The organism is Rhizobium sp. RAF56 (genome assembly GCF_052113965.1).
Lineage (GTDB): Bacteria > Pseudomonadota > Alphaproteobacteria > Rhizobiales > Rhizobiaceae > Rhizobium.
The window spans coordinates 1-25,768 of sequence record NZ_JBFRDU010000018.1; the positions used below are offsets into that span (position 1 = coordinate 1).

The 25,768-nt window shown below is 62.6% G+C and carries 24 protein-coding genes, 1 tRNA gene and 1 riboswitch; of the genes, 13 read left to right on the plus strand and 12 right to left on the minus strand.

Annotated features, from left to right (window positions below; all coding sequences use genetic code 11):
* Positions 1-214: 214 nt before the first annotated feature.
* Complete coding sequence (gene ppk2, locus AB4048_RS16415; RefSeq protein WP_442203046.1) at positions 215-1,096, minus strand: polyphosphate kinase 2; 882 nt, start codon at positions 1,094-1,096, stop codon at positions 215-217.
* Positions 1,097-1,306: 210 nt separating this feature from the next.
* Between ppk2 and phoR the strand changes: the two genes are divergently transcribed.
* From phoR to phoB, 3 genes are all read left to right on the plus strand, one after another.
* On the plus strand, positions 1,307-2,560 hold the full coding sequence (phoR, locus tag AB4048_RS16420) for a phosphate regulon sensor histidine kinase PhoR (RefSeq protein ID WP_442203047.1): 1,254 nt from the start codon (positions 1,307-1,309) through the stop codon (positions 2,558-2,560).
* 353 nt (positions 2,561-2,913) lie between these two features.
* Positions 2,914-3,627, plus strand: coding sequence for a phosphate signaling complex protein PhoU (gene phoU / locus AB4048_RS16425; protein WP_442203048.1), 714 nt, complete (start codon positions 2,914-2,916; stop codon positions 3,625-3,627).
* A gap of 31 nt (positions 3,628-3,658) precedes the next feature.
* Positions 3,659-4,342, plus strand: coding sequence for a phosphate regulon transcriptional regulator PhoB (gene phoB, locus AB4048_RS16430; protein WP_442203049.1), 684 nt, complete (start codon positions 3,659-3,661; stop codon positions 4,340-4,342).
* A 75-nt stretch (positions 4,343-4,417) separates the two neighbouring features.
* Here phoB and AB4048_RS16435 read toward each other — a convergent pair whose 3' ends face one another.
* A complete protein-coding gene (locus AB4048_RS16435; RefSeq protein WP_442203050.1) occupies positions 4,418-4,942 on the minus strand; it encodes a GcrA family cell cycle regulator in 525 nt (174 codons plus the stop codon).
* 452 nt (positions 4,943-5,394) lie between these two features.
* On the opposite strand from AB4048_RS16435, the gene AB4048_RS16440 reads away from it, so the two are divergent.
* The 3 genes from AB4048_RS16440 to AB4048_RS16450 all read left to right on the plus strand — a co-directional run bounded on the left by AB4048_RS16440 (position 5,395) and on the right by AB4048_RS16450 (position 8,639).
* On the plus strand, positions 5,395-6,594 hold the full coding sequence (locus AB4048_RS16440; protein WP_442203051.1) for an aspartate aminotransferase family protein: 1,200 nt from the start codon (positions 5,395-5,397) through the stop codon (positions 6,592-6,594).
* A 66-nt stretch (positions 6,595-6,660) separates the two neighbouring features.
* Complete coding sequence (argF, locus tag AB4048_RS16445) at positions 6,661-7,578, plus strand: ornithine carbamoyltransferase (RefSeq protein WP_442203052.1); 918 nt, start codon at positions 6,661-6,663, stop codon at positions 7,576-7,578.
* Between the two features lie 65 nt (positions 7,579-7,643).
* Positions 7,644-8,639: an Hsp33 family molecular chaperone gene (locus AB4048_RS16450; RefSeq protein ID WP_442203053.1), complete on the plus strand. Its 996-nt coding sequence runs from the start codon at positions 7,644-7,646 to the stop codon at positions 8,637-8,639.
* 85 nt (positions 8,640-8,724) lie between these two features.
* On the opposite strand, the gene apaG is transcribed toward AB4048_RS16450, so the two are convergent.
* Both apaG and AB4048_RS16460 read right to left on the minus strand, forming a co-directional pair.
* The gene (gene apaG, locus AB4048_RS16455) at positions 8,725-9,117 is read right to left on the minus strand and encodes a Co2+/Mg2+ efflux protein ApaG (protein ID WP_442203054.1); all 393 of its coding nucleotides are present in this window, start codon (positions 9,115-9,117) and stop codon (positions 8,725-8,727) included.
* A gap of 200 nt (positions 9,118-9,317) precedes the next feature.
* Entirely contained in the window at positions 9,318-10,502 is a 1,185-nt protein-coding gene (locus AB4048_RS16460) for an O-succinylhomoserine sulfhydrylase (RefSeq protein WP_442203055.1), read from the minus strand.
* Between the two features lie 44 nt (positions 10,503-10,546).
* Positions 10,547-10,625: riboswitch (SAM riboswitch) on the minus strand.
* 73 nt (positions 10,626-10,698) lie between these two features.
* Between AB4048_RS16460 and AB4048_RS16465 the strand changes: the two genes are divergently transcribed.
* The 4 genes from AB4048_RS16465 (at position 10,699) to AB4048_RS16480 (ending at position 14,308) form a co-directional block, all read left to right on the plus strand.
* A complete protein-coding gene (locus AB4048_RS16465; protein ID WP_442203056.1) occupies positions 10,699-11,793 on the plus strand; it encodes a 2'-deoxycytidine 5'-triphosphate deaminase in 1,095 nt (364 codons plus the stop codon).
* A 181-nt stretch (positions 11,794-11,974) separates the two neighbouring features.
* A complete protein-coding gene (locus AB4048_RS16470) occupies positions 11,975-12,739 on the plus strand; it encodes an alpha/beta fold hydrolase (protein WP_442203057.1) in 765 nt (254 codons plus the stop codon).
* Between the two features lie 111 nt (positions 12,740-12,850).
* Positions 12,851-12,924: transfer RNA gene (locus AB4048_RS16475), tRNA-Gly, on the plus strand.
* A gap of 769 nt (positions 12,925-13,693) precedes the next feature.
* Positions 13,694-14,308 carry a Fic family protein gene (locus AB4048_RS16480; protein WP_442203058.1) on the plus strand — a complete coding sequence of 205 codons (615 nt, stop codon included), beginning with the start codon at positions 13,694-13,696 and terminating at the stop codon, positions 14,306-14,308.
* A 261-nt stretch (positions 14,309-14,569) separates the two neighbouring features.
* On the opposite strand, the gene AB4048_RS16485 is transcribed toward AB4048_RS16480, so the two are convergent.
* A complete protein-coding gene (locus AB4048_RS16485; RefSeq protein WP_442203059.1) occupies positions 14,570-16,576 on the minus strand; it encodes a methyl-accepting chemotaxis protein in 2,007 nt (668 codons plus the stop codon).
* Positions 16,577-16,821: 245 nt separating this feature from the next.
* On the minus strand, positions 16,822-18,747 hold the full coding sequence (locus AB4048_RS16490; protein ID WP_442203060.1) for a glycosyltransferase family 2 protein: 1,926 nt from the start codon (positions 18,745-18,747) through the stop codon (positions 16,822-16,824).
* Between the two features lie 106 nt (positions 18,748-18,853).
* Here AB4048_RS16490 and AB4048_RS16495 point away from each other — a divergent pair, with 106 nt between their 5' ends.
* Positions 18,854-19,678, plus strand: a complete 825-nt coding sequence (locus AB4048_RS16495) for a transporter substrate-binding domain-containing protein (protein WP_442203061.1) — start codon at positions 18,854-18,856, stop codon at positions 19,676-19,678.
* A gap of 47 nt (positions 19,679-19,725) precedes the next feature.
* Here AB4048_RS16495 and AB4048_RS16500 read toward each other — a convergent pair whose 3' ends face one another.
* The 5 genes from AB4048_RS16500 to AB4048_RS16520 form a co-directional block, all read right to left on the minus strand.
* Positions 19,726-20,139 (minus strand): tellurite resistance TerB family protein, encoded by a 414-nt coding sequence (locus AB4048_RS16500; RefSeq protein ID WP_442203062.1) that lies wholly within the window; start codon positions 20,137-20,139, stop codon positions 19,726-19,728.
* Positions 20,140-20,221: 82 nt separating this feature from the next.
* Complete coding sequence (locus AB4048_RS16505; protein ID WP_442203063.1) at positions 20,222-20,866, minus strand: thermonuclease family protein; 645 nt, start codon at positions 20,864-20,866, stop codon at positions 20,222-20,224.
* A 50-nt stretch (positions 20,867-20,916) separates the two neighbouring features.
* Positions 20,917-21,582 carry a S24 family peptidase gene (locus AB4048_RS16510; protein WP_442203064.1) on the minus strand — a complete coding sequence of 222 codons (666 nt, stop codon included), beginning with the start codon at positions 21,580-21,582 and terminating at the stop codon, positions 20,917-20,919.
* Positions 21,583-21,761: 179 nt separating this feature from the next.
* A complete protein-coding gene (locus tag AB4048_RS16515) occupies positions 21,762-22,406 on the minus strand; it encodes a response regulator (RefSeq protein WP_442203065.1) in 645 nt (214 codons plus the stop codon).
* A 65-nt stretch (positions 22,407-22,471) separates the two neighbouring features.
* Positions 22,472-22,891 (minus strand): hypothetical protein, encoded by a 420-nt coding sequence (locus AB4048_RS16520; protein WP_442203066.1) that lies wholly within the window; start codon positions 22,889-22,891, stop codon positions 22,472-22,474.
* A 108-nt stretch (positions 22,892-22,999) separates the two neighbouring features.
* Between AB4048_RS16520 and AB4048_RS16525 the strand changes: the two genes are divergently transcribed.
* Positions 23,000-23,356, plus strand: coding sequence for a DUF952 domain-containing protein (locus AB4048_RS16525; RefSeq protein WP_442203148.1), 357 nt, complete (start codon positions 23,000-23,002; stop codon positions 23,354-23,356).
* Positions 23,353-24,441 carry a quinone-dependent dihydroorotate dehydrogenase gene (locus tag AB4048_RS16530; protein WP_442203067.1) on the plus strand — a complete coding sequence of 363 codons (1,089 nt, stop codon included), beginning with the start codon at positions 23,353-23,355 and terminating at the stop codon, positions 24,439-24,441. Before AB4048_RS16525 ends, AB4048_RS16530 begins: the two co-directional genes overlap by 4 nt.
* On the opposite strand, the gene AB4048_RS16535 is transcribed toward AB4048_RS16530, so the two are convergent.
* Positions 24,417-25,766, minus strand: coding sequence for an MATE family efflux transporter (locus tag AB4048_RS16535; protein ID WP_442203068.1), 1,350 nt, complete (start codon positions 25,764-25,766; stop codon positions 24,417-24,419). The genes AB4048_RS16530 and AB4048_RS16535 overlap by 25 nt on opposite strands.
* Positions 25,767-25,768 lie beyond the last annotated feature (2 nt).

Sequence of the window (25,768 nt, forward strand, 5' to 3'; positions counted from 1 at the left end):
CGCACCGCATCCACCGAAATGCGCATGGCTGCCATCAAACGAAAAAGCCATGGCAGACGGGAGAAATCCTGGTTCCGCATCGGTTTCGATGCCCTGCGAAACCATATCATCCATCAGCCCAAAAACGCTGAACTCGCATGGACAACCGCYTGCCCAAAACGCTTCAGCCAAACTTGAGTCGTGTACTGTGGTTTCGAAGAAAAACGGAAACGGTCTAGCTAAGGAAATGCGGGCCGGATCCGACGATTTTCTCGTCGATCTCGCCGACCGCTGCCTTGTCCTTGCCGTCATAGTCGAGCGTCATCAGTATGTGCCGGATGAGATTGAGGCGGGCGCGGCGCTTGTCGTTGGCGCGCACGACCGTCCAGGGCGCATAGTCGGTATGCGTCTCCTTCAGCATCCGGTCGCGCTTTTCGCTGTAATCCTTCCACTTGCCGAGTGCTGCGATATCCATCGAGGAAAGCTTCCAGATCGCCCGCGGATCGAAACGCCGGTCGTGGAAGCGCTTGAGCTGCATCTCGCGGCCGATGTCGAGATAGAATTTGAAGAAGAAAATGCCCTCGTTGACGATGATATTCTCGATCAGCGGCGTCTGCTTCAGGAAGTGCTCGTACTGTTCGTCCGTGCAAAAGCCCATGACGGGCTCGACGCCGGCCCGGTTGTACCAGGAGCGATCGAAGAGGACGAATTCGCCCGCGGTTGGAAACTGTGCGACATAGCGCTGGAAATACCACTGACCCTGTTCGCGTTCCGTCGGCTTGGTCAGCGCCACGGCGCGGGCAAGGCGAGGGTTCATGTGAGCGGAGGTCGCGGCGATCGCCCCGCCCTTGCCGGCGGCGTCGCGTCCCTCGAAGAGCGAGAGCACACGTTTTCCGGTCGCCTGCAGCCAGAACTGGACCTTCACGAGCTCGGCCTGCAAGGGCGCCAGCTCCTTCAGATAGTCTTCATCCTTCACTTTCTTCTTGTAAGGATAGCCGCCGGAGCCGAGAGCGCCGTCCTTGACCCAGTCGGGCAGGACCGGATCGTCGACGTCGAACAGGCGTGTCTTGCCGTGGATATGCAGTTCGACCGCGCGGCTTGCCTTGGCGTCATCCATCAGCGTCCTCCTGTTCATGTCCCGCCGGCCGTATTGACGGGCGGCAAATGAGCGTCAAAGGCAGGTAATCACTGCCGCGGTCGTCTTGGCAAGCGTCGGACGTTCCCTTTCCATTTCGACGCGTTGTGGATAACTGCGAAAACTGCTGTCATGAATGCGCGGTATTCAGGCGAATCTTGAATTGCGAACGGTTGGAGCGGCGAAAAGCATTTGGAAGAGGATCTATCGTTTCAGAAAAGGCTTATCGGGCGCTTGCGCCATGACTGGACGCTTCTTTTGCTCGCGGCCCTCATCGCCCTGCTCGCTGTTGTGGAAGGCGCCAATGCCTTGGCGGCAATCGGCCTCTGGATCATATTCGGGACAGCCATTCTGGCGCGTCCGCCCCTGACGGTGGATGCGCCGGGTTCCGTCAAGACGCACGCGACGCCTGAGGACGGGGCAAGCATGGTGTCAGCGCTTGCCGCCGGTTTTGCCGCGCTCGACGCACCGGTGCTGGTGATTGGAAGCGATGCCTCGATCGTCATCCAGAACGCGGCGGCGGAAAAGGCGTTCGGCTCGTTCCCGGTCGGCGCCCACCTTTCGTCTAAACTGCGCTCGCCGGGCATCCTCGACATGGTGAACGAGACGATCGCCACCCGACGGCCGAATCAGATCGAGCACGCTGAGCGGCTTCCCTCCGAACGGGTCTACATCGCGCGCATCGCGCCGGTCGGGGCTGCAAGCGACGGGGCGTCGGACGCGCTGTTCGTGCTTTCCTTCCGGGATATTTCAGAGTTGCGTCTCATCGACCGCATGCGCTCGGATTTCGTCGCCAACGCGAGCCATGAGTTGCGCACGCCGCTTGCCTCGCTTCGTGGCTTCATCGAGACGATCCAGGGGCCAGCACGCGCCGACCCGAAGGCGCAGGAGCGGTTTTTGGGGATCATGCTCGACCAGGCGACGCGCATGAGCCGCCTCGTCGACGATCTCCTGTCCCTCTCGCGGCTGGAGCTGAAGTCTCATATCGCGCCGGATCAGTTGGTCGACATCGTGCCGCTGCTGGGTCACGTCCGCGACTCCCTCATGCCGCTTGCCCAGGAGGTCGGTGTCGACATCAAACTGCACCTGCCGGCCGGCAAGGCGGAAGTTCTCGGTGATCGCGACGAACTCGTTCAGGTGTTCGAAAACCTCGTCGAAAACGCCTGCAAGTACGGGCAGGATGGCAAGGTCGTCGACGTCTCCGTGACGAACGGGCCTGGAGCGCCCGTCGAAGTGACCATCTCGGACAGGGGACCGGGGATCGATGCCGAGCACGTGCCGCGGCTCACCGAGCGTTTCTATCGCGTCAGCGTCGCCGACAGCCGGTCGAAGAAGGGCACGGGGCTGGGACTGGCGATCGTCAAGCATATTCTCACGCGACATCGCGCCCGGCTGATCGTCAAATCGGAGGTGGGCAAGGGAACCGACTTTACCGTGCGCTTCTAAAGACCGTGCCGCCGATCCATAGCGCGCTGTTTTCATGCTTGAATTTCAACACTTTGGACTGTCATAATTGTTTCATTCGCCTGACATAAAACGTCGGTGCTTGGACCGCTATGGAAGGACGCTGAAATATGCGCAGCCTGCCCGTTGTCGGCTCACACAATTCAGGTCCCACGAAGGAACACGGATGACTGTCAGCAACGTTTCCATCGCATCGGTGCCCTTGTCCTTTGCTCCGGCAGCTTGGCCGGGTGTCACTCCGATTTTTGCCTCGCGCACGCAGATCGAGATGACGCGCCGCGCGCTGCGGCCTGGTCTGTCTGCCCAGCGCCTTCTCTTACCTTGAGGATAGAAGAATGCCTTCGACCCATATCTTTACAGCTTACGACGAAGATCTGAAGTTCCTGACGCGCCGCATCTCCGAAATGGGTGGCCTGGCCGAGCAGATGGTGGCCGATTCCGTCCGCGCGCTCGTGCAGAGCGATACGGCACTGGCCCAGAAGGTGATCTCCGACGACGTCATCCTCGACCACGCCGAACGCGAGGTCGGCGACAAGGCGATCTTGACCATTGCCCGCCGGCAGCCGATGGCGGCCGACCTTCGCGAAATCATGGGTTCCATCCGCATCGCCGCCGATCTCGAGCGCGTCGGCGACCTCGGCAAGAACACCGCAAAGCGCGTCATCGCGGTGCAGGGCACGGGCGTTCCCCGCCGGCTTGCCCGCGGCTTCGAGCACCTGGCGGAGCTGGCGTTGGTCCAGCTCAAGGAAGTCCTGGACGTCTATACGACGCGTTCGCCCGACAAGGCCGTGTCGATCCGTGAGCGCGACGAGGAAATCGACGCCATGTACACCTCGCTCTTCCGCGAGATGCTGACGTACATGATGGAAGATCCGCGCAACATCACGACCTGCACCCATCTGCTCTTCTGCGCCAAGAACATCGAACGCATCGGCGACCACGCGACCAACATCGCCGAGACGATCTATTACATGGCGACCGGCAGCCAGCCGGAAGGCGAGCGCCCCAAGGACGACACGGCGAATACCGTCGGCGCCGTGACCGAGTAAGCCCGCGAATATCGAAAAGAGCGAAAAGCGAATGATCCCGAAAGTTGCCGTCGTCGAAGACGAAGAAGCTCTGAGCGTCCTCCTGCGCTATAACCTCGAGGCCGAGGGCTTCGAGGTCGATACGATCCTAAGAGGTGACGAGGCGGAAATCCGCCTACAGGAGCGGACCCCGGACCTTCTCATCCTCGACTGGATGCTGCCGGGGGTCTCCGGCATAGAACTCTGCCGCCGGCTGCGTCAGCGGCCGGAGACGGAGCGCTTGCCGATCATCATGCTGACTGCGCGCGGTGAGGAGAGCGAGCGGGTGCGCGGGCTCTCCACCGGCGCCGACGACTATGTGGTGAAGCCCTTCTCGACGCCCGAACTGATGGCCCGCGTCAAGGCCATGCTGCGCCGTGCGCGGCCTGAAGTGCTTTCGACGGTGCTTCGCTGCGGCGACATCGAACTTGACCGCGAGACCCACCGCGTTCATCGCAAGAACCGGGAGGTGCGCCTCGGTCCAACCGAGTTCCGTCTCCTCGAGTTCCTGATGTCTTCGCCCGCCCGCGTTTTCTCCCGCTCGCAGCTGCTCGACGGCGTCTGGGGCCACGACATTTATGTTGATGAGCGCACCGTCGACGTCCACGTCGGGCGTCTGCGCAAGGCGCTCAACTTCTCCAACATGCCGGACGTGATCCGTACCGTGCGCGGTGCGGGCTATTCCATGGAAGCATAAAGCGCCTTCGAACCGCCAAAATGCAAAACGGGCCGCGAGGCCCGTTTTTTGTTCGTCAGAGATCGGAAGCGGCGCTCAGTGCGCGGCGGCCCGGCGGCGCTCGTTCACTGGCTGGTAGGCGAGGCGCTGGTGGTAGCCGCAATAGGGAGAGTTATCCGGGCTGTCGCAGCCGCAGAAATGGAAGTCTTCCTTCAGCGGGTCGCCGACCGGCCATTTGCAGGTGCGCTCCGTCAACTCCGTGAGGCCGAGCCGGCGGGAAATCGGAACGACGACGTTGGAGGCGGGACGGTATTCGATCTCCTCGACGATCTCGATCTCTTCCTTGAGCATGGTCGCGCCCTGCTGGCGGGTGACCGTGCGCGTCGTGACGCGAGAGGCGTAGTTCGGCGCGCGAGGCGCAGAAGTCGTACGCTTCTGCGCCGCCCGCGCCGGCGTGGCGGTCCCGCCCGCCTTCGCCCGCCCAGGCAGGCTCAGACGGTGCACCTTGCCGATGACCGCATTACGGCTGACGCCGCCGAGCTGCGCCGCGATCTGGCTGGCGCTCAACCCTTCGGACCATAGCTTCTTGAGCTTCTCGACGCGTTCGTCTGTCCAGTTCATGCCCCTGTCTCCGCCTGTCGCGTTTCTCGGCAGAATCCCTCGCCACTGCCTCGATTGCCATCGAAGCCCAAAACGCTGTAAAATTGTGGTGACTAGTTCCGCCGCATGCAGTCTAGTAATTAACGCTTAACCTAGTGTCAGGCTGACTCGGTGGCAAGAGTCGGAGGAATCTCAACGATTCGATTTTCGGGTTTTCCCCAACTTGCTGGTTTATGTGGCATTTTTGCAATGAAACCCGTTGAGGTTTTGCACCCGTCGCAGACGGTTTGACGCACTTGCGAACACCGCAGTTTTGTTGACATCGCGGTGCAAAAAGGAAATAGTGCGACCCGGCCGCCGAAAGGCGGCATTTTGATTTTTTGGCGCCGAGACACGGCATTTTTTTGAACCTTTGGCGGTGCCCATTCGACGAGAACGGCACCTCCGTCCGAGCTGACCGGGAGACCCGCGCCATGGCTGAAGCCACGCCGCTTTATGATACCTATCTTCGCGCGCCCTTGCGGTTCGAGCGAGGCGAGGGGGTCTGGCTGATCGCGGAAAACGGCGAGCGATATCTCGATTTCGGCGCGGGCGTGGCGGTGAGTTCGCTCGGTCACGGCCACCCGCACCTGGTGGATGCTCTAAAGGCGCAAGCGGACAAGGTTTGGCACCTGTCGAACCTCTACGAAGTTCCGGGCCAGGAGACGCTTGGACAGCGCCTGACCGAGGCGACCTTCGCCGACAAGGTGTTCTTCACCAACTCGGGCGCCGAGGCGCTGGAATGCGCGATCAAGACAGCGCGCCGCTACCAGTTCTCCAAGGGTCATCCTGAGCGCTTCCACATCATCACCTTCGAAGGCGCCTTCCATGGCCGTACGATCGCGACGATCGCTGCCGGCGGCCAGGAAAAATACCTCGAAGGCTTCGGCCCGAAGGCCCCGGGCTTCGATCAGGTTCCGTTCGGCGATATCGAGGCGGTCAAGGCCGCCATCACGGAGGCGACGGCGGCGATCCTGATCGAGCCGGTCCAGGGCGAAGGTGGCATTCGCCCGGCGACCACGGAGTTCATGCGGGCGCTGCGCGCGCTCTGCGATGAGCACGGTCTGCTGCTGATCCTGGACGAGGTCCAGTGTGGCGTCGGCCGCACCGGCAAGCTCTTTGCCCATGAATGGTCGGGTGTCACGCCGGACATCATGGCGGTCGCCAAGGGCATCGGCGGCGGTTTTCCGCTTGGCGCCTGCCTCGCCACCGCCGAGGCGGCGTCGGGCATGAAAGCGGGCACGCATGGCTCCACCTACGGCGGCAACCCGCTGGCGATGGCTGTCGGCAACGCCGTTCTCGACGTGGTCCTGAGCGATGGATTTCTTCAGAACGTCCGCGACGTGGCGCTCGTCTTCCGCCAAGGCCTCGCCTCGCTCGAGGACCGTTATCCGGATCTGATCGAGGACGTGCGCGGCGAAGGCTTGATGCTTGGCATCAAGCCTAAGGTTCCGTCGGCCGAGCTGCTTCAGGCGATCCGCGCCGAGCATCTGCTCGGTGTGCCCGCCGGCGACAACGTCCTGCGTTTGCTGCCGCCGCTCGTCACCACCGCCGAGGAGGCCCGCGATGGGCTGGCGCGGCTCGAAAGGGCGGTTGAGAGCCTGCGCGCGGCAAGGGCACTGAAATCGGCTTGATTGCGGGCGGTTGCCCGGAGCGCCCGCCCTTGCGGGCGCCCTATTTTTTTGGAGCATAGACAGATCATGGCATCCCCAAAGCATTTCCTCGATCTCTCCGCGGTCGCCGCTGCCGATCTGCGCAGCATCATCGAGGACGCGAAGGTCCGCAAGCAGGCGACCAAGGCTGGCACGTCCGGCAAGCCGCTTGCCGGCAAGATGCTGGCCATGATCTTCGAGAAACCCTCGACCCGCACCCGTGTCTCCTTCGACGTCGGCATGCGGCAACTCGGCGGCGAGACGCTGTTTCTCTCGGGCACGGAAATGCAGCTCGGCCGGGCGGAGGCGATCGGCGACACGGCGAAGGTGCTGTCGCGCTACGTCGACGCCATCATGATCCGCACCACCGATCACAACCGCATGCTGGAGCTTGCCGAGTATGCGACGGTGCCCGTCATCAACGCGTTGACCGACGACACCCATCCTTGCCAGATCATGGCCGACATCATGACCTTCGAGGAGCATCGCGGCCCGATCAAGGGCAAGACGGTCGCCTGGACCGGCGACGGCAACAACGTGCTGCATTCCCTGGTCGAAGGCGCTGCCCGCTTCGGCTATCGCATGACGATGGCGGTACCCCTTGGTTCCGAGCCGAAGGATCACTATTTGAACTGGGCCCGCAACGAGGGCGCCGACATCCTGCTCTGCCACGAGGCCGAGCGCGCGGTTGCCGGCGCAGATTGCGTGGTTACCGATGCTTGGGTTTCCATGAACCAGGAACACCGGGCGCGCGGTCACAACATCTTCCAGCCTTATCAGGTCAACCCGGCGCTGATGAAGCACGCGGACAGCCAGGCGCTGTTCATGCATTGCCTGCCCGCCCATCGTGGCGAGGAGGTGACGGACGAGGTGATCGACGGCCCGCAATCCGTAGTGTTCGACGAGGCGGAAAACCGCCTGCATGCGCAGAAATCTATTCTGGCATGGTGCCTGGGTGTGATCTAATTCAGGCTGCGGCGCGCCGCAGCCTCCGGGCGGCAACCTGCGCCCAAGGACTAGGAGTAGGATATATGGCGGAAAGTGCCGCATCGCTCGGCCAATTCGATTTTGCCGGGGATGACCATGTCGTTCCTTTTCAGGTGGAAGCCCTGGACGTGCGCGGACGCGCCGTCCAGCTGGGTCCGCTTCTCGATGCCATTCTTGCCCGGCATGATTATCCCGAGCCGGTGGCGCGGCTGCTGGCCGAAGCAGTTGTGCTGACGGTATTGATCGGCACGTCCCTGAAGTTCGACGGCAAGTTCACCGTGCAGACCAGGAGCGACGGGCCGGTCGACATGCTGGTCGCCGATTTCGCGACGCCGGAAAACGTCCGCGCCTATGCTCGCTTCAACGCGGAAGCGCTGGAGCGCGCCGTGGCAGCCGGCGAAACGGAGCCGGAGCAGCTGCTCGGCGCCGGCGTGCTTGCCTTCACCATCGACCAGGGCCGCTACTCGCAACCCTACCAGGGCATCGTGCCGCTCGACGGCCGCTCTCTCGAAGAGATCGCGGGCGTCTATTTCCGTCAGTCGGAACAGATCCCGACGCGGGTGCGGCTAAGTGCTGCCGAGCTTTTCGACCGCGATGCGGCGGGCAAGCCGCGTCATCGCTGGCGGGCGGGCGGCCTGATCGCCCAGTTCCTGCCCGAGGCGCCCGAACGCATGCGCCAGCCCGACCTCCATGGCGGCGATGGCGATATCGTTGCAACCGGCAGCATCGAGGACGATGCCTGGGCCGAAGCCCGCTCGCTGGTCGAGACGATCGATGCGGATGAGCTCACCGACCCGCAGGTCGGCACGGAACGGCTGTTGTTCCGCCTGTTTCACGAACGCGGCGTTCGCGTCTTCGAACCGCAGTCGGTAGTCGACCGCTGCAGCTGTTCGCGCGACAGGCTGAAGGGCGTGCTGAAGAGCCTGTCCGCCGACGACATCGAAGCGGCCCAGGATAACGGCGAGATCGCGGTCACGTGCGAATTCTGCTCGACGACCTATCGTTTCGAGGCGGCGGAAGTCAGCGCCGAGGCCGAATAGCCGGACGCTTGCCGAGGCAATTGCAGGCGCTCGTGAAAACAAAAAGATAGAGCGGATCTGCGATTCAAAGAAAAGCTGATCTGCTCTAGTTCAGCGTGCGTAGCAGGCCCGGCGTATCGAGCGAAAAGGCCGGAATGGCGACGTCGAACAGTTCGCCCTCGTCGGTTTCCATCTGGTAATGGCCGAACATCATGCCCGATGGTGTATCGAGCGGGCAGCCGGAGGAATACTCGTAAGTGTCGCCCGGTTTCAGCCTCGGCTGTTCACCCACGACGCCCGGGCCACTGACTTCGTCGACCTGGCCGTTCTGATCGGTGATGTGCCAGTATCGATTGACCAGTCGCACCGTCAGCACCGAATTGTTCGAAATGACGATGCGGTAGCCCCAGACATAGCGATCGTCGTCTGGATCGGATTGCTCCTCCAGATAAAACGGTTCGACGACGACCTCGATGCCTCGTGTTAGGGCGCGATACATATGCGAGTGGCCTAGTTTTGACACACCAACCGATAGCCGCAGGCCGAGCCGCCCGTCAAGAAATCGTTGGCGAATCATTCTAGAACAGTACGCTGCGGGAGCTTTACCGACTGTTAACGCTAAAATTCAGGGTTAACCTGACTATTAGCGCGTCTTTTTTGGCGATCGGCGGCCGCTTTCGCGAGCCGCCGGGTGTTCGGTCAGGCCGACACCTTGTCAAGCGCGCGGGCGAAGTCCTCGACGAGATCGGTGGTGTCCTCGATGCCCGCGGAGAAGCGGACGGTGCCCGGCGAGATGCCAAGTTCGGCGCGAGCGTCTTCCGTCAGGTTCTTGTGCGTGGTGGTTCCCGGATGCGTGATCAGGCTGCGGGAGTCGCCGAGATTGTTGGATATGCGCGTAATCTCGAGCCCATTCTGCAGCGCAAAAGCCGCGTCCTTGCCACCCTTCAGTTCGACTGCAACCAGCGTCGATCCGCCGGTCATCTGCTTGGCGATGATGTCGGCCTGCGGATGGTCCTTGCGACCGGGATAGATGACCTTTGCGACCTTGGGATGCGCGGCGAGGAAATCGGCGACGGCAGCCGCATTCTCCGTCTGCTGGCGCACGCGCAGCGGCAGCGTCTCGATGCCCTTCAGAAGCGTCCAGGCATTGAAGGGCGACATGGCAGGACCGGTATGGCGGTAATATTCCTGGAACTCTTCCTCGATCCACTTCTTGTCGGACAGAACGATGCCCCCGAGGCAGCGGCCCTGGCCGTCGATATGCTTGGTCGCGGAATAGACGACGATATGCGCGCCAAGTTCGAGCGGCTTCTGGAAGAGAGGGGTTGCAAAGACGTTGTCGACGATCAGCTTGGCACCGACCTGATTGGCGAGTTTCGCAACGCCCGCGACATCGACGACTTCGAGTGTCGGATTGGTCGGGCTTTCCAGGAACATGACCTTGGTGTTCGGCCTGATCGCCTTTTCCCAGTTTTCCAGCGAGCGGCCATCGACCAGCGTGCACTCGACGCCGTATTTCGGCGCCAGCGTCTCGACGACATAGCGGCAGGAGCCAAAGACGGCGCGGGCCGCGACGATATGGTCGCCGGCCTTCACCTGGCAGAGCACCGCTGCGGCGACGGCTGCCATGCCGGAAGCGGTGGCGCGACCCTCCTCAGCGCCTTCGAGCAGGCACATGCGCTTTTCGAACATGGCGTTGGTGGGGCTGCCGTAGCGGGCATAGATGAAGCCCTCGGTCTCGCCCTTGAAACGGGCCTCGGCGGCTTCCGAGTTCTCGTAGACGAAGCCCTGTGTGAGATAGATCGCTTCGGACATCTCGCCATATTGCGAACGGAGCGTGCCACCGTGAACGAGTTGGGTTGCGGGGCGCCAAGTCTTGCTCATGCCATCACCACTTTCAAAACAAAAAAACCGGTCGCGAAAGCAGACCGGTTCCAACCCCGGTCTTTTTAGCCACTTGTTTAACGTGGCTGCAAGCCGACCGGCCAAATCACCACGGGATAAGACTGCAATACCGCCGTTGACGGCTTGCGTCAATTCCTCGATTTTGGTTTTGTCGGCGGCAAAATATGGATGGGACATGATGGCTCGCGAAACAGGAATCTTGGCGGATCGCGCCATTTCGGCGCTTTTCGACACGGGGCGCCTCAGAAGCGAAAAAGCGCTCGACCGCGACCAGATCCAGCCGGCGAGCCTCGACCTGAGGCTTGGCGCCAAGGCATTTCGCGTCCGGGCAAGCTTCATGCCCGGCCCCTCGCATCGTGTCGCGGACAAGCTCGACCGGCTGAGCCTGCATGTCATCGATCTCACGGAAAGCGCCGTCCTGGAAACGGGCTGCGTCTACATCGTGCCCCTGATGGAAGCGCTCGACCTGCCGGCCGACATGTCGGCCTCGGCCAATCCGAAGAGTTCGACCGGCCGCCTCGACATCTTCACGCGCGTCATTACCGACTATGCGCAGGAATTCGACAAGATCCCGGTCGGTTATTCCGGACCGCTCTATCTGGAGATCAGCCCGCGCACCTTCCCGATCGTCGTGCGGCGCGGTTCGCGGCTGTCGCAGATCCGCTTCCGCGTCGGCCAGGCGCTGCTCGGCGAGCCCGAGCTTCTGGCGCTGCACGAGCGCGAGACGCTGGTCGCCGCCAAGCGGCCGAATGTCAGCGGCGGCGGGATTGCGCTTTCGATCGACCTTACCGGCGACAAGGCCGGCCTGATCGGCTATCGCGGCAAGCACCACACCGCCGTCGTCGATGTCGACAAAAAAGACCAGCACGACATCTTCGATTTCTGGGAGCCGCTCTATAGCCGCGGCCGCACGGAACTCATTCTGGATCCGGACGAATTCTATATCCTCGTCTCGCGCGAGGCCGTGCACGTTCCGCCGCTCTATGCGGCGGAAATGACGCCGTTCGATCCGCTCGTCGGCGAATTCCGCGTGCACTACGCCGGCTTCTTCGATCCGGGCTTCGGCCACGCTCCGGCAGGCGGTCGCGGCAGTCGCGCCGTGCTCGAAGTCCGCAGCCACGAAGTGCCCTTCATCCTAGAAGACGGCCAGATCGTCGGCCGCCTCGTCTACGAGCATATGCAGGAACAGCCCTCCAGCCTCTACGGCTCGGGCCTCGGCTCCAACTATCAGGCCCAGGGTCTGAAACTGTCGAAGCATTTCAGGCTCTGACACCAGGCGCGCTTAGAGCAATTCCAGGAAAAGTGTGACACGGTTTTCCGTCCGGAATTGCGTAAAAACGGTCTAGGACGGCATCAGGCACTCAGTAAAAATCGTCGGGCCGCACCCTTGAGGAGCGGACACGGTCCTACATATCGATTCTGCATCATGATCGACCTTGAGGTTTCCGACGATGATGAACAGACGGACGTTCACGCTCGCCCTTGCGGCCGGCTCAATGCAGCTGATTTCGACCGTCGGCTTCGCCGCATCCTCAGCCCCCGTGAAAGCCCGCAACGTCGTGCTGGTGCACGGGCTGTTTGCGGATGGATCCTGCTGGTCGGAGGTGATCGCGCGGCTGCAGTCCGCAGGGTTCAACGTCACGGCGGTCCAGAACCCGTTGACGACGCTGCCTGAAGCCGCCGCCTCGGTCTCGCGCGTGCTGGCCCGCCAGGACGGGCCGACCGTGTTGGTCGGGCATTCCTTTGCAGGCATGATCGTCTCCGAGGCAGGCGTCCATCCGAACGTTTCGGCGCTGGTCTATGTCGCCGCGCGCGCGCCGGACGCCGGCGAGGATTATACCGCGCTCGCCAAGACCTTCCCCACCCCGCCGGCGACCGCCGGCATCGTTTTCGACGGTGACGAGGGACGGCTCGGCGAGGAGGCGTTCCTGCGCGATTTCGCAGGCGACCTGCCGGAAGAAAGAGCGAAGGTGCTCTACGCCGTACAGGAACCGTTCCACAAAGACCTTCTCGCCGGCAAGACCACGCAAGCCGCCTGGCGCTCGAAGCCCAGTTTTTACGCGGTTTCGACCGAGGATCGGACGATCAATCCCGACCTCGAGCGGTTCATGGCCAAGCGCATGGGGGCGAAGACCATCGAAGTGAAGGCCAGCCATCTTTCGCTGATCTCCCAGCCGGACGTGATCACCAACCTCATCATCGAGGCCGCCGGCTGAAGCGCCCGCGGGCCGGCCTGACGCGCACAAAGACCAGACCGCGGCAACGCCGGAGCCACCGCGTTTTCCGCCTTGACACCGGCAAGGAACTGTTGGAAATCTCCAAACGTCGCGGGTGTAGCTCAATGGTAGAGCAGCAGCTTCCCAAGCTGAATACGAGGGTTCGATTCCCTTCACCCGCTCCAATGATTTCAATTTGTTAGATAGGTAGGCGTTTCACTCGTTACACTGACGGTTCACGGCGATTTACAACACGTGCTCCGGCAATCTTGCGGCTGATCTTCTGCGTCATTTTCGTTGTCGTGTGGGTGGCAGGCTTGCTTGCCATTTAGATGGAGCCAGTTGCATCCACCGTCTCAGAAACGGCGCCGGCGCGGCTATCATTCGCCCCCTTCCGCTTGCAGCGCTTAAAAACGGTCACGCGCATCGCCTATATGTGATTGGACAGCTAAACCGCGACCGAGTACAAAGCGTGTACATATGTGTCAAAAAAATGAAAGCGACGATAGCTGGCATGAGCTTGGACGTTCTATAGACCACAAAAACTGCTAGGCGAGATAGACCGAAGCAGCTACTGTCAGAGCATCGAACACCTAAGTGGGCCGGAACCAGCAACTCTGATGAATGTTAGTCATGACGACTGTCGCTTCCGTTACGCTGGCGCAGGGTTGTTAACTGTTTCGTGCAACAAATTGCAATGCCAAGGGGAGAATGAGTATGGCCGCTCGTAAATCCGTCATCACGCCAGCACCAGCACGTCCTGATTTGGATCGTCTGCTTGAACGCGCGCGCACCCACAAAGTATCGGAAGCGCAGCTTATCGAGCAGCGAGCCAGTTTTGCATATGGAAACGCGCCAGAGGGTTCCAAGATAACAAAGGACTCGGCCCGGCAAGCTTCGCAGAGTGTAAGGCTGCTTAGCGCGTAACAACTTCATTTATGGGAGAGCCTGCCTTTGGCAGGCTTTTTTTATGCCATGTTGGTTACAGAAAAACAGTATCCAGAACTCTATAATGCGCTCTTGGAAAAGAACCTAATCCGCCAGTACGACTTGTTGACGAACTTCATTGAAATTGGCATTGAGCAGGGCCCGACGTCGATCGACAAGTATATGTTATGGGCGTTGAATCACGCCGCGGTCGCAGGTATCTCCCAGTTCGGCGGGCGCTTCCGCGAAGAGCCTATCTACGTAGGAAACCATATACCCCCGCATTTTGATACGGTTCCCGACTTAATGGATCGGTTCATTTCCTTTATTCACGAGAACTGGGATAATCTGAGTCCCACTCAACTCGCTGGCTACGGTTTATGGCGCCTCAACTGGATACATCCATTCGTTGAGGGGAATGGGAGAACCGCCAGAGCAGTTTGCTATTACCTTCTCTGCGTGCGTTCCGGAACTTTGCTGCCGGGGAACAAGATCGTTCCAGAGCGAATTAGGGACGAGCGAATGCCCTACTATGATGCTCTCCGGGAGACGGATAAACATTGGGCAAATGGCAATCTCGAATTGCAGTTTATGGAAGAGTACCTTGCGAAACTGCTTTACGCTCAGCTAAGCGAAGACTGAGGTAGTCACGCGTTGTAAGGGACGGTCGGGGCCACTACGCGACGGAGATGTTGCGTCGCATAGTAGGTGATTCCGACTCGACTTCGAACGCATGCCCCCAAAATTCGTAACTCGCCAATGATTTCAATGGCATACTGAGCCGCCTATTGCCGATGTAGCTGCGTAGCGCGCAGCTGCTCCGTGCCCGGTCGAGTGCCGCGAAAAAAGGGGGAACGCTGCGCGTCCCACCCTTCGCTTTCTTAGCTGGTCAGACGCTTCCGGTCAGAACTCAGTCCAGTCCGCATCCTTGGATGAGGAGGTAGCAGCCGTACTGCCGCCAAACGCGTTCATCAGTTTTTGGCCGAGCGCACGGGCAGGGGATGAGCGGGCGCGTGTCTTGCCTGCTTCGGCAGCCTTCACCGGGGTGTAGGCCTGCCGCGTGGCGGCGGCAAGCGGCGCGGCGAAGGGAGCCCGGGTTTGTGGCGCCGCGGAGGTGGGGAAGCCTCCGCCGCTTACCTTGAATTGGCCAAGCAGCGCGGTCAGTGCCGCGGCCTCGCCAGCCAGTCCGTGGCTGGCGGCCGTGCTTTCCTCGACCATGGCGGCGTTCTGCTGCGTACCCTGGTCCATCGTGTTGACCGCGGTATTGATCTCCTGCAGCCCAAGGGACTGCTCGCGCGCTGCCTCGGCGATCGCGTGGACGTGGCGGTTGATTTCCTGCACTTCGCCGACGATGGCGTCGAGCGCCCTGCCGGTCTCGCCCACCAGGTTGACGCCGCTGCGGACATGGGCGCTCGAGGCTGAAATCAGTGACTTGATCTCGCGTGCCGCGCTCGCCGAACGCTGGGCAAGCTCGCGTACCTCCTGTGCCACGACGGCGAAACCCTTGCCGGCCTCGCCGGCGCGTGCGGCTTCGACGCCGGCGTTCAAGGCAAGCAGGTTTGTCTGGAAGGCGATGTCGTCGATAACGCCGATGATGTTGCTGATCTCGGTCGCCGACTTCTCTATCTGATGCATCGCGTCGACGGCGTTGCGCACGACGACGCCGGACCGTTCCGCGCCTTGGCGGGTGCGGGCCACGAGTTCGCGCGCTTCCTCGGCGCGCTTGGCCGCATCCTTGACGGTCGTGGTGATTTCTTCCAGCGCCGCTGCCGTTTCCTCGACGGAGGCGGCCTGCTGTTCGGTCCGCTTCGAAAGATCGTCGGCGGAGGAGCGGATCTCGTTGGCGCCCGAACTGATCGCGCGCGCGTTCGAGCCGACCGCCACCATGGCTTCGTTCAGCTTGGCGAGCGAGTGATTGAAGTCCCGCCGAAGCGCGTCGAGTTCGCCTGCGAACGCAACGTCGATCGACGTGACGAGATCGCCGTCGGCAAGCCGGCGCAGGCCATTGCCGAGCGCCTGAACCACGCGTTGCAGCTCATCGGCTTGCGCCGTTTGGCGTGTCTCGCGCTCGGTGCGCTCGGTCTCGCTTTGCGCGCGGTCGGCCCTGGCCTGGGCTTCGAGCCGCATTCTATCGATCGCGTTGTCGCGGAAAATCGCGACCGTGGCGGCCATTTGACCGACCTCGTCGCGCCGGTCGAGGCCGGCGATTTCTCCATCGGTATCGCCGGCGGCCAAGGTTTCCATGCGCTCGCGAAGACGCGCCATCGGCCGAGCGATGCCCACCTCGGCGATGTAGAGGGCAAGGCCGATCGCCGCAAGCGCTGCCAGGCCGACGAAGATAAGGCTATTTGTCGCCGTTGCGTGGATGGATTGCGAAAGTTCCGCGTTGCCGTCGCGCAGCAGTTTGGTCAGCGCGTCGTTGTTGGCGATCATCAGCGGAACCACCTTGGCCATTTTGGCGCTGACGGTGGGCATTGCCGCAACGGCTTCGGCGGTCTTGCCCTCGCGGCGAAGATCCATGACCTCGTGGCCGAGGTTCTGCAGCTCATCGATGCTGGAAAGAAGTTCATCGACGGCGGCCTGACGAGCGGGCACGAGCTCGGCGGTCTTGCGCAGGCGTGTGCGCGCCAGGTCGAAGAACTTGTCATGCTCCGTGACGGCGGCGGAAAATTGCGGCGAAGCGGGGTCCATGTTCAACACCAGGCTCGTGTCGAGCACGGAGGTCACGATCGAGGCGCTGGCGCGCGCCGCCTCCAGGGAAGCGGAGGCCTCATGGGAAATGAAGCCGCTATACCGCGTATCGGCAAAATTCAGTTGGCTGACGACGTGCAGCAGGCCGGCAAAGGAAACGGCACTGAGGAGAAGTACGACAGCAAGGATCTTGGTCTTGATCTTGAAGTGGTTGAGCATGGGTTCGTCCGCTGTGGTGACTTATGGCGCGCTCGGCCCTGGGTGGCCGCCGCGCCGAAAATCGACAATGCAAGTGCTTTGGCTGAAATACCTTGCAACAAGGTGACGACGGCGGAGCGTCATGCCGTCTGCCCCTGGAATACCTTGCAGCAAGGGGAGATGCCGTCGACCCGAATAGAAGCGACATTGTTTAATAGCGTGCTAAGGGCAAGGGATTTTCCACGATCTCGGATCGCGCCCGATGTTCATGCCATCCCGGTCGGCTGGGACGGTTCGTGCGGCGTCTTGTGCCAGAAAAATGGGTTTGAGCGCAATTCGAAGACCGCGCGCCAGGCTGCGAACGAGACAAGCATCCAGTAGATGGGGACTGTCACGAAACGCCAGCCGATCTGCTTCTTTTCCCGATCGATCATCGCTGCCGTTCCAAGCAGTAGAAAGACGGCGTAGCTGCCGAGGATGTTGATGAAATCGACAGCGAGCAAAATCTGCTCGGCGATCGACATATCCTTCTCAGGTGTCACAAACATCGCCGCGATCGGACGCGCAAGGCAGGCGAGCACCAGCGGATGGGCGAGTGAGGAGATCAGCATGCCGCCGATCAGGAGATGGAAGACGCAGAAAGCGGCAAGGCCCATCTCACGACGAAGCGCACGAGGGTCGCGCATCATGACCAGCCAGGTCTGCATCCATCCCTTGAACCAGCGAGTGCGTTGGCGCACCCAGATCCCCGCATCGGTCGGCGCGTCCTCGACCGTCTGTCGTTCGATCACGTCCGAGCGGAAACCCAAGCGATAGAGGCGCATGCCGAGATCGGCGTCCTCGGTGACGTTGAAGGGATCCCAGCCGCCGACGGCGCGGAGCACCTCGGTGCGGAAATGGTTGGAGGTGCCGCCGAGCGGGAGCGGCATGCGATGGCGCGCCAGCATCGGCAGCAGGGCGCGGAAAAGGGCGGCATACTCAAGCGCGAACAGCGCGCTCAGCCAGGACTGCCCGCCATTCGCAATCACCAGCGGCGCCTGCAGGCAGGCGACCCGATACGGCGCGGCGGCAAAGCGCGCATGCGCTTCGCGCAGTTGGTCGGGATGGGGGCGATCTTCGGCGTCGTAGACGGCAAGATAGGAACCACGCGCGCCGGCCAGCGCGTAGCTCAGCGCCTTCGGTTTGGTGCGCGGCAGCATTGCCGGCACTTCGATGATCTCGAACTGGGGACCGAGCGCCTGGGCGACCAGTGCCTCGATGGTCTCGCGGTCGTCGGCCTCGCAAACGAGCTTTATGTCGAGGAGCGCGGTCGGCCAGTTCAGCCGCTTGAGTGCCGCCACCAGCTGGGCCGCCACCCCCGCCTCGCGGTATAGCGCTACCATGACGGTGTAGACCGGCAGGTTCCCTTCCGGATGGGGGACGACCGGCGGCCGCGGACGTTTTCTCAGCATGACCGCGTGTCCCCGCAGCATCAGCGCGGCGAGATAGAGAAACGACAGCAGCAAGTGCGCGACGAGGGCGCTGGCGGGGACGGCGACGAGGCAAAGCACGAGAAGGGTAATGACGACGCCGGCGTAGAAACCCTGATTTCCCTGAAAGACGATCCGGGCGCTGAAACGCGGCTGTGTTTCAAAGAGGCCGGTCACCGTGTCGCGGACGCGCCGGACGGCGCCCGCTGCCCAGACGGTGCGGCGAACGGTCGTCGGCGATGCGATTGCAAGGGAATCCCGCAGGCTCGGAAAGCGGGCGAGCAACCCTTGGAGATCGGACAGGCGCCGTGCTTCGGGAACGATTACGGTCGTCGGCGGCAGGCGCGGATGCGCCAGTCGGAGCATGGTCGGCGAGCGGAGTTGGCTGTCGAGCCCGACGCTATCGGTGACCGCCCCGTCGCCGATGGTTTCGATGAAGGGCAGTCGAAGGCTTTGCGCAATTGAACGATAGTAATCGCATTCGAGAAGGCCGCCGGCGAGCAGCTCCTGCTCGATGCTCGTGTCGTGCACGAGCGCGCGATTCGCAGCGCCGGCAATTGCGGCGTTCTCAATGCCGAGTGCACGGAGCGCCCCGATCTCGCGCTCCATCGGATCACGCGGAGCCTCGGCGACCGGTAGCTCCAGCCGGAGCGCGATGGCACTCGATTGTCGTTGATCTCCGGCTAAGGTCACCGGCGGCAGATATTCCCCGAAGCGCGTCACTCTGCTACACCGTTACCAAGCAGCAACGTCCCCTAGCTCAGGCAGGATCATAGTGAGACGCGCGAATTGTTCACCCCTACATTTTAAGGGTTTATACACGCTTTGCGTGATTTTTTTGGGCATTCTTGTATCATTTGCGGCGCAAGCCGAACAACGCGCCCAGCCCGGCCTGCCGATCCTGTTCGACGCGCGCGAGCGCCTGCCGAAGCCTGACCTATCGTCGCTGGTTCGGCTGCGCTTTCTAACGACCGTGGATTTTCCGCCGTTCAATTTCTCCGACCAGTCGGGAAAGCTGTCAGGCTTTCATGTCGATCTCGTCCGCGAGGTCTGTGACGAACTTGGCGTTGCCGACAAGTGCCAGATCCAGGCGCTGCCTTTCGAGGAGCTTCAGGCAGCCCTTGCCGCCTCGCAGGGCGACGCGGTCATCGCTGGCCTTGCGGTAACGCCGGAACTGAGGCAACGTTTCGCCTTTTCACGCCCCTACCTGGAACTGCCGGCCCGCTTCGTGCGCAATCTTCACGCCACGCTTGAAGGGACGACCGCCTCGGCGCTCGCCGGCAAGCCGGTCGGCATCGTGAGGAATACCGCTCACGAAGCCATGCTCGCCGCTTTCTTTCCGGCCATCAAACCGGTGCCTTTCGACAGCAAGGAGGCACTCCTTGCCGCCGTCAAGGAAGGCAAGGTCGATGCGATCTTCGCAGACGGCCTGCAGCTTTCCTTCTGGGTCGCCTCGCCCGCGGCTGAAAAATGCTGCGACCTCTTCGACGGCCCGTACCTGTCGCCGCAGTTTCTCGGTGAAGGCATGACCATCATGCTGCGCCAGCAGGATGCCGACCTGACAGCGGCCATCAATCATGCGTTGGCGACGTTGTCGCGCAACGGCCGTCTGCAGGAAATCTATCTGCGCTATTTTCCCTACGGCCTCTATTAAGCAATTCCAGGAAAGTGTGAGGCGGTTTTCCGTCCGGAATTGCGCCGTCAGGATTTGCGGTGCCGGGCGATCGCGCTGCGCTCGATGGCGGCGCAGGTAAGCTTGTCGAGGCCAAGCCGGTCTCGAACGAGGCTGAGCAGTCTCAGTTCCTCCGCCTTGACGGAAAGGTCGGCGGAAGCCACCTCGACGGCGAGCGCATAGGCCGTGTCGTAGAGCCGCGCCGGCAGCGTGTCACGCACCGTCTCAAGCACGATGTCGAGCCCTTCGGGGCCGGCAAGGAGCTTGGCGCAGTCCCTGGACACCGCGATCAGATTGTCCTCGTCGAAGCCTTTGAATACCGGCAGCACCTGAACCAGCTCGCCGATCCGGCCGAGTTCCCGGTCGTTCATCGTGCGGTCGACGGCGGACGCCATGACCATGACGTAGATGAGCGCTTCATGCGTGGTCAGCGGATGGTTCATGATGGTCCCTGTGAGCATTGTTGAGAGGGGAGAGTAGAAAGCCCTGCGGCTCGTGGCAAGGGCGGCGCGCTTCATTCAACGCTCAGATCGGATTGAGGGGATCCTCTTTTGCCGGCGTCGGCGCCAGCGTCGATGGACCGCCCTTGCGCGGACCGTCGCCATAGATGCCGCGCCTGGCGTTGCGAGCCTCGTCGCCGGCGCCCGCAAGCGGCGAACCGGGCTCAGCCTCCGCCCAGCCGTTCTTGACGAGCCATTGGCCGATGTCGACCTTTACGTATCGGCATTGCGCGGTGACCGTTCCCTGCCAGTCCTCTCCGGGGAGGTCGCAGGTCAGCGTGCGCCCGCGCAGAAAACTGCGCAACGCCGATCGCGCGACCGTGCCGCACGGCCACTGCCGGCCGTCCGCATCGGTGCACGTCCGAGCCGGGTCCGTAGGTGTTACGCCGGAAAGCTGGAGCCTGCGGTCACCGACCGTCAGCACGCCGGCACGTTCGACGAGAAGGTTGGCGAGATCGACCGGGATAAGATCGACTGGCTTGCTTGGCGCCAGGCGCGCGCCCCGTTCGATTGGCGCCGGAGCAAAAAGCGCCTCGGCACCGTTGCGGGCGGGGGCCTCGGGTTCGGGCGCTGCCTGGGTCGGCGGCTCGCCGGCTTCGTTTCCGGTGCCGTTCCGGTCGCGCAGGAAGTGTTCGGCGCCGATGCCGACCATCGCCGCGACTGCTGCCATTCCCACCAGTCCTGTCAACAAGGCGGCTCGGCGCATGGGAGAAAACTTTCCTATTGGCTGGCCCAGATGATCCGGGCGGTCCACTCCACGTCCTTGAGATCGAGTATGCGATTTGGGTGTTCGGGATTGAGCGACATCAGCTCGATCGAGCGCGCGCTCTGGCGCAGCAGCACCTTGGCCATGACCTCTCCCTCGCGCGTTTTCACGACCACACGGTCGTTGCGCCGGATCTGCGCGCCGGGTTCGACGATCAGCACATCGCCGTCGCGATAGAGCGGCATCATGCTGTCGCCCTGCACCTCCAGCGCATAGACGCCGGCCTTTTGCGCCGGCGGTGCGGGAAACTCCACGACATCCCAACCTTGGCCGGCGGGAAAGCCGCCATCGTCGAAGAAGCCACCGGCGCCGGCCTGCGCAAAGCCGAGGAGCGGGATCGAACCGGTCTGCGGGGGAAATGCGCCGTCCGGCAGTCTGCCCGGAACCGAACGCGGCGGCATCAGCCCCAGGAACTGCTCCATCGAGGCGCCCGTTGCGTCGAGGATCTTGGCGATCGATTCCGTCGAGGGCCAGCGCATGCGGCCATCCTGGCTCAGCCGCTTGGATTTGTTGAAGGAGGTCGGGTCGAGGCCGGCACGGCGGGCAAGGCCCGACGAGGTCAGGGCATGCTCCTCGGCGAGCCGATCGATCGCTTCCCAAATCTGGTCGTGTGACAGCATTGCTCAGCCCTGGAAAGACGGTCGCTTGGCAGCCCGTACTCGTGGCTCTGCGCATAGTCCTTTCGTCAAATCGGATCCGATTTGAAGATTACGCCGAGACTAGCGGAGGACCACGGATGCGTAAAGAGTAAAGCAGGAATAAAATCCTGTATCCACCGTTGCTGAATGCGGCAGACGCTTCAAGCCGGCGCCATGTTGATCTTGCTGAGCTGGATGACGGCCTGGGTGCGGCTGTCGACGTCGAGCTTCAGGAGGATCGCGGACACGTGGGCCTTGATGGTTGCTTCCGACACGCCAAGCTCATAGGCGATCTGCTTGTTGAGAAGCCCTTCGCTCACCATGGTCAGCACGCGGCTTTGCTGAGGCGTCAGCGTCTGCAGCCGGCGGATGAGATCGGCGATCTCCGGGTCCAGCTCCCGCCCCTCCTGGTAGGATGGGGGCGTGGCGATATCGCCGGCAAGCACGGTCTGGATGCCCCGGCGGATCTCGTCGATATCGGCCGATTTGGAGATGAAGCCGGAGGCGCCGAGCTCGAGCGAGCGCCTCACGGTCTGCGAATCGTCCGTCGCCGAAATGATGACGATCGGCAGGCTCGCAAACTCCGCGCGCAATGATATCAGCCCGGAGAACCCGCTAATGCCGGGCATGGCGAGATCGAGGAGCATGAGGTCAGCGTCAGGATTGGTCTTGGCGGCTTCACGCGCGGCTTCGAAATCGCCGGCTTCGACGATCGCGCGGGCGCCCTCCATGCCGCCGACCGCTTGGCGCAGGGCATCGCGAAACAGCGGATGATCGTCGGCGATGATGATGGTCTGTTCGTTCATCCAAGCCCCCTCCCAAGGGCCGGTCCGCGGCGCAGAGCGGTTATCCCGCAAAAATCGACGCAATGCTATTCATAGATCGCGCGTGTCTTTTGCGGAAGTGTCTTGTCCTTTTCTTCCTCTCCCTGGAATTCCCGGACCATACCCATGAAGCTGCGCATCATGCGTTCCATGATCCCGATCGTGCGGTCGACCTCGGCGTCGCTCGGCAGGTTGGGTTTCACGGCGGCCGACTTTTCGAGCGCCGTTACCCGGTCGGCCAGCCGGTTGAGTTCCTCGTCGTAGGCGGCACGCTCGTCGGCGGCCATGCGGCAGGCCAGCGCCCCGTCCTTGTCCTCGCAGACCGACATGGCGCCGGTCTGCCGGTCGAGCCGGACGAAATGATCGCCGCTGCGCTCCAGCTGGAACCGCGACGGGTCGGCTTCGGCTGCAATCGCCGATGCCGGCAGAAGAAGGGTCAGAAAGGCGATCGAGATTGCCGTGTTCATGTCATCCTCCGGAAATTCGACGTCGCGGGCCGAATTCTTTGCCTCCGGCCGTGGACATCGGCGCCGCTTTTCGGCAAAGCGCTGGCAGAAACAGTCTTGCTACAGGGGATGATGACCGTGACGCCCGTCGTTTACAAGATCGTGCCGCATGCGCTCTGGCAGGAAGCCAGACAAACCGGCGTTTTTCATGGCGCCGCGATCGACCTGACCGACGGCTACATTCATTTTTCCACGGCCCCGCAGGCAAGGGAAACGGCGGCGCGCCATTTCGCCGGACAGGCGGGCCTGCTCCTCGTTGCTGTCGATGCCGCAAAACTTGGCGACAAGCTCGTGTTCGAGCCCTCGCGCGGCGGCGATCTCTTCCCGCATCTCTACGCAGCGCTGCCGGTTTCGGCCGTTCTATGGGAGAAGCCGCTGCCGATCGGCGCCGACGGCGCCCACATCTTTCCGGAGCTCGGCGAATGATCGACGCCTTCAAGACGCTCGGCCGCCGCGGCCTGTTCCTGTTCGACGCCGAGACGGCGCACGGGCTTTCGATCGCGGCGCTGAAATCCGGCGTGGTTCCCACCTGCCGAGTGCGCCCCGACCAACGTCTCGCCCAAACGGTAGCCGGCATCCGCTTTGAAAACCCGCTCGGCATGGCGGCGGGTTTCGACAAGAACGCCGAGGTGCCGGAAGCGCTCTTGAAACTCGGCTTCGGATTTACGGAAATCGGCACGGTCACGCCGAAGCCGCAGTCGGGCAATCCGCGACCGCGCATCTTCCGCCTCGTCGAGGATGAAGGCGTCATCAATCGCCTTGGCTTCAACAATGAAGGTCATGAGGCGGCCTATCGGCGGCTGGCCGCCATTCGTGGGCAAGGCATCATCGGCGTCAACATCGGCGCCAACAAGGATAGCGGAGACCGTGTCGCCGACTATGTGGCGGGCATCCGCCGCTTCTACTCGGTCGCTCGGTATTTCACCGCCAATATCTCCTCTCCGAACACGCCCGGTCTGCGCGACCTTCAGGGGCGTGAAAGCCTGGCGGCGTTGCTCCTGGCCGTGCTTTCGGCCCGTGACGAAGAAGCGGCGAAGGCCGGCCGGAAGGTGCCGGTCTTCCTGAAGATCGCCCCGGACCTGACGGAGGAGGGCATGGACGACATCGCCGCGGAAGCGTTGGCGCACGACCTCGACGGCCTCATCGTCTCCAACACGACGCTTGCGCGCGACGGGTTGAAAGACGCGGTCCAAGCAAAGGAAACGGGCGGCCTTTCCGGCAAGCCGGTGTTTGAAAAATCGACGGCGGTGCTGGCGAAGATGCGCAAGCGCGTCGGCCCGGCACTTCCGATCATCGGCGTCGGCGGCGTGTCCTCGGCGGAAACGGCGATGGAAAAGATCCGCGCCGGCGCGGATCTGGTGCAGCTCTATTCCTGCATGGTCTACGAGGGGCCCGGCCTGCCGGCGCGCATCGTCGGCGGGCTGTCGAGGCTGATGGATCGCGAGCGCGCCGCCTCGATCCGCGATCTGCGCGACACCAGGCTCGACTACTGGGCCGCCAAGAAGGTCTGATCGGCACGCTTCTTCAGGTCGTATGCCAGGAAGAAGCCGCGAAACAGCAGGAAGGCGTTCATCGCCAGCCACAGGCCGTGATTGCCGAAGGCCGGCACGAAGAGCGCGAGCGCCGCAAGGTAGCCGGCAAAGGACATCAGCATACGGTTTCGCATCGCGCGCGACCAGGTGGCCCCGATGAAGACCCCATCCATCAGAAACGCGAGCGCCCCGGTGAGCCCCGTCACCGCCGCCCAGGGAAGATAGGTCGAAGCTGCCGCGCGCACATCCTCTGCCGTGGTCAACAGCCGGATGAGCGCCGGGCCTGCAAGGAGGAAGAACAGCGTCGCCAGGGCCGCAAGCCCGAACGACCACAGCGTCGTCAGCTTGAGCCCACGGTCGAAGGCCGGGCGATAGGTGGCCCCGATCGACCGGCCCGTGATCTGCTCGGCGGCATTCGCCAGCCCGTCTAGATAATAGCCGGAGAGCAGGAAGAAATTCATCAGCACGGCGTTCGCGGCAAGCGTGACGGCGCCGAAGCTGCCGCCGATGCGCGTCATCAGCGTGAAGGCTGCCAAGAGCACGAAGGTGCGGATCAGGATATCGCGGTTGAGCGCGAAGAGCTGGGCGAGTTTTTCGCGCGAGAAAAGCTCGGCGCGCGATGGGCGGGGATTGCCGGAGAAGCCCTTGAGCACGATCGCAAGGCCGGCAAGCGCCCCGGCGGTCTCGCCGATCATCGTCCCCCAGGCGACGCCCGCGACGCCCCAGCCGAGGCCAAGCCCGAGCCCGATCGCAAGCACGATGTTGATGCCGTTGATCAGCGTCTGCAGCATGAGCCCGATGTGACCCTGGCCGCGACCAAGCACGAAGCCGAGAATGGCATAGTTGGCAAGCGCGGCCGGCCCCGCGAGCATTCGGATCGAGAAATAGGTACGCGTCGCCTCCGCCACGCCGCCTTGCGGCCCCATCAGCTTCAGGCCTAGCCAGAGGAGGATCGGAGAGAGCAAGAGCATCATCCCGCCGCAGGCAAGCGCCGAGAGGAAGGCCCGCCAGAACACCGCCTGCTGCTCATGCGCGTCGCGCCGGCCGAAGGCCTGCGCTGTCAGCCCCGTCGTCGATGAGCGCAGAAAATTGAAGCTGGCGAAGATGAGGTCGAAAAGCACCGCACCGATCGCAAGGCCGGCGAGTGCCTCAGCCTCGCCCATCCGCCCGACGACGGCGGTATCGACGAGGCCGAGGAGCGGCGTCGTCATGAAGGCGAGCGTCATAGGCAAGGCGATCGACAGGACCAGGCGGTGCGTGACCTCGAAGGCGAGCGCGTTTTTTCCCGTTGCCACCTGATCCATTC

What these genes read in the sequence shown, in the direction of transcription:
- AB4048_RS16485 (WP_442203059.1), bottom strand. Translation starts at nt 16,576, where the DNA reads ATGCTCAACCACTTCAAGATCAAGACCAAGATCCTTGCTGTCGTACTT.
- AB4048_RS16460 (WP_442203055.1), bottom strand. Translation starts at nt 10,502, where the DNA reads ATGAGCAAGACTTGGCGCCCCGCAACCCAACTCGTTCACGGTGGCACG.
- phoU (WP_442203048.1), top strand. Translation starts at nt 2,914, where the DNA reads ATGCCTTCGACCCATATCTTTACAGCTTACGACGAAGATCTGAAGTTC.
- AB4048_RS16515 (WP_442203065.1), bottom strand. Translation starts at nt 22,406, where the DNA reads ATGAACGAACAGACCATCATCATCGCCGACGATCATCCGCTGTTTCGC.
- AB4048_RS16465 (WP_442203056.1), top strand. Translation starts at nt 10,699, where the DNA reads ATGATGGCTCGCGAAACAGGAATCTTGGCGGATCGCGCCATTTCGGCG.
- AB4048_RS16450 (WP_442203053.1), top strand. Translation starts at nt 7,644, where the DNA reads ATGGCGGAAAGTGCCGCATCGCTCGGCCAATTCGATTTTGCCGGGGAT.
- AB4048_RS16520 (WP_442203066.1), bottom strand. Translation starts at nt 22,891, where the DNA reads ATGAACACGGCAATCTCGATCGCCTTTCTGACCCTTCTTCTGCCGGCA.
- AB4048_RS16510 (WP_442203064.1), bottom strand. Translation starts at nt 21,582, where the DNA reads ATGCTGTCACACGACCAGATTTGGGAAGCGATCGATCGGCTCGCCGAG.
- apaG (WP_442203054.1), bottom strand. Translation starts at nt 9,117, where the DNA reads ATGTATCGCGCCCTAACACGAGGCATCGAGGTCGTCGTCGAACCGTTT.
- AB4048_RS16525 (WP_442203148.1), top strand. Translation starts at nt 23,000, where the DNA reads ATGATGACCGTGACGCCCGTCGTTTACAAGATCGTGCCGCATGCGCTC.
- phoB (WP_442203049.1), top strand. Translation starts at nt 3,659, where the DNA reads ATGATCCCGAAAGTTGCCGTCGTCGAAGACGAAGAAGCTCTGAGCGTC.
- AB4048_RS16535 (WP_442203068.1), bottom strand. Translation starts at nt 25,766, where the DNA reads ATGGATCAGGTGGCAACGGGAAAAAACGCGCTCGCCTTCGAGGTCACG.
- argF (WP_442203052.1), top strand. Translation starts at nt 6,661, where the DNA reads ATGGCATCCCCAAAGCATTTCCTCGATCTCTCCGCGGTCGCCGCTGCC.
- AB4048_RS16530 (WP_442203067.1), top strand. Translation starts at nt 23,353, where the DNA reads ATGATCGACGCCTTCAAGACGCTCGGCCGCCGCGGCCTGTTCCTGTTC.
- AB4048_RS16505 (WP_442203063.1), bottom strand. Translation starts at nt 20,866, where the DNA reads ATGGCAGCAGTCGCGGCGATGGTCGGCATCGGCGCCGAACACTTCCTG.
- AB4048_RS16435 (WP_442203050.1), bottom strand. Translation starts at nt 4,942, where the DNA reads ATGAACTGGACAGACGAACGCGTCGAGAAGCTCAAGAAGCTATGGTCC.
- ppk2 (WP_442203046.1), bottom strand. Translation starts at nt 1,096, where the DNA reads ATGGATGACGCCAAGGCAAGCCGCGCGGTCGAACTGCATATCCACGGC.
- AB4048_RS16470 (WP_442203057.1), top strand. Translation starts at nt 11,975, where the DNA reads ATGATGAACAGACGGACGTTCACGCTCGCCCTTGCGGCCGGCTCAATG.
- AB4048_RS16500 (WP_442203062.1), bottom strand. Translation starts at nt 20,139, where the DNA reads ATGAACCATCCGCTGACCACGCATGAAGCGCTCATCTACGTCATGGTC.
- AB4048_RS16440 (WP_442203051.1), top strand. Translation starts at nt 5,395, where the DNA reads ATGGCTGAAGCCACGCCGCTTTATGATACCTATCTTCGCGCGCCCTTG.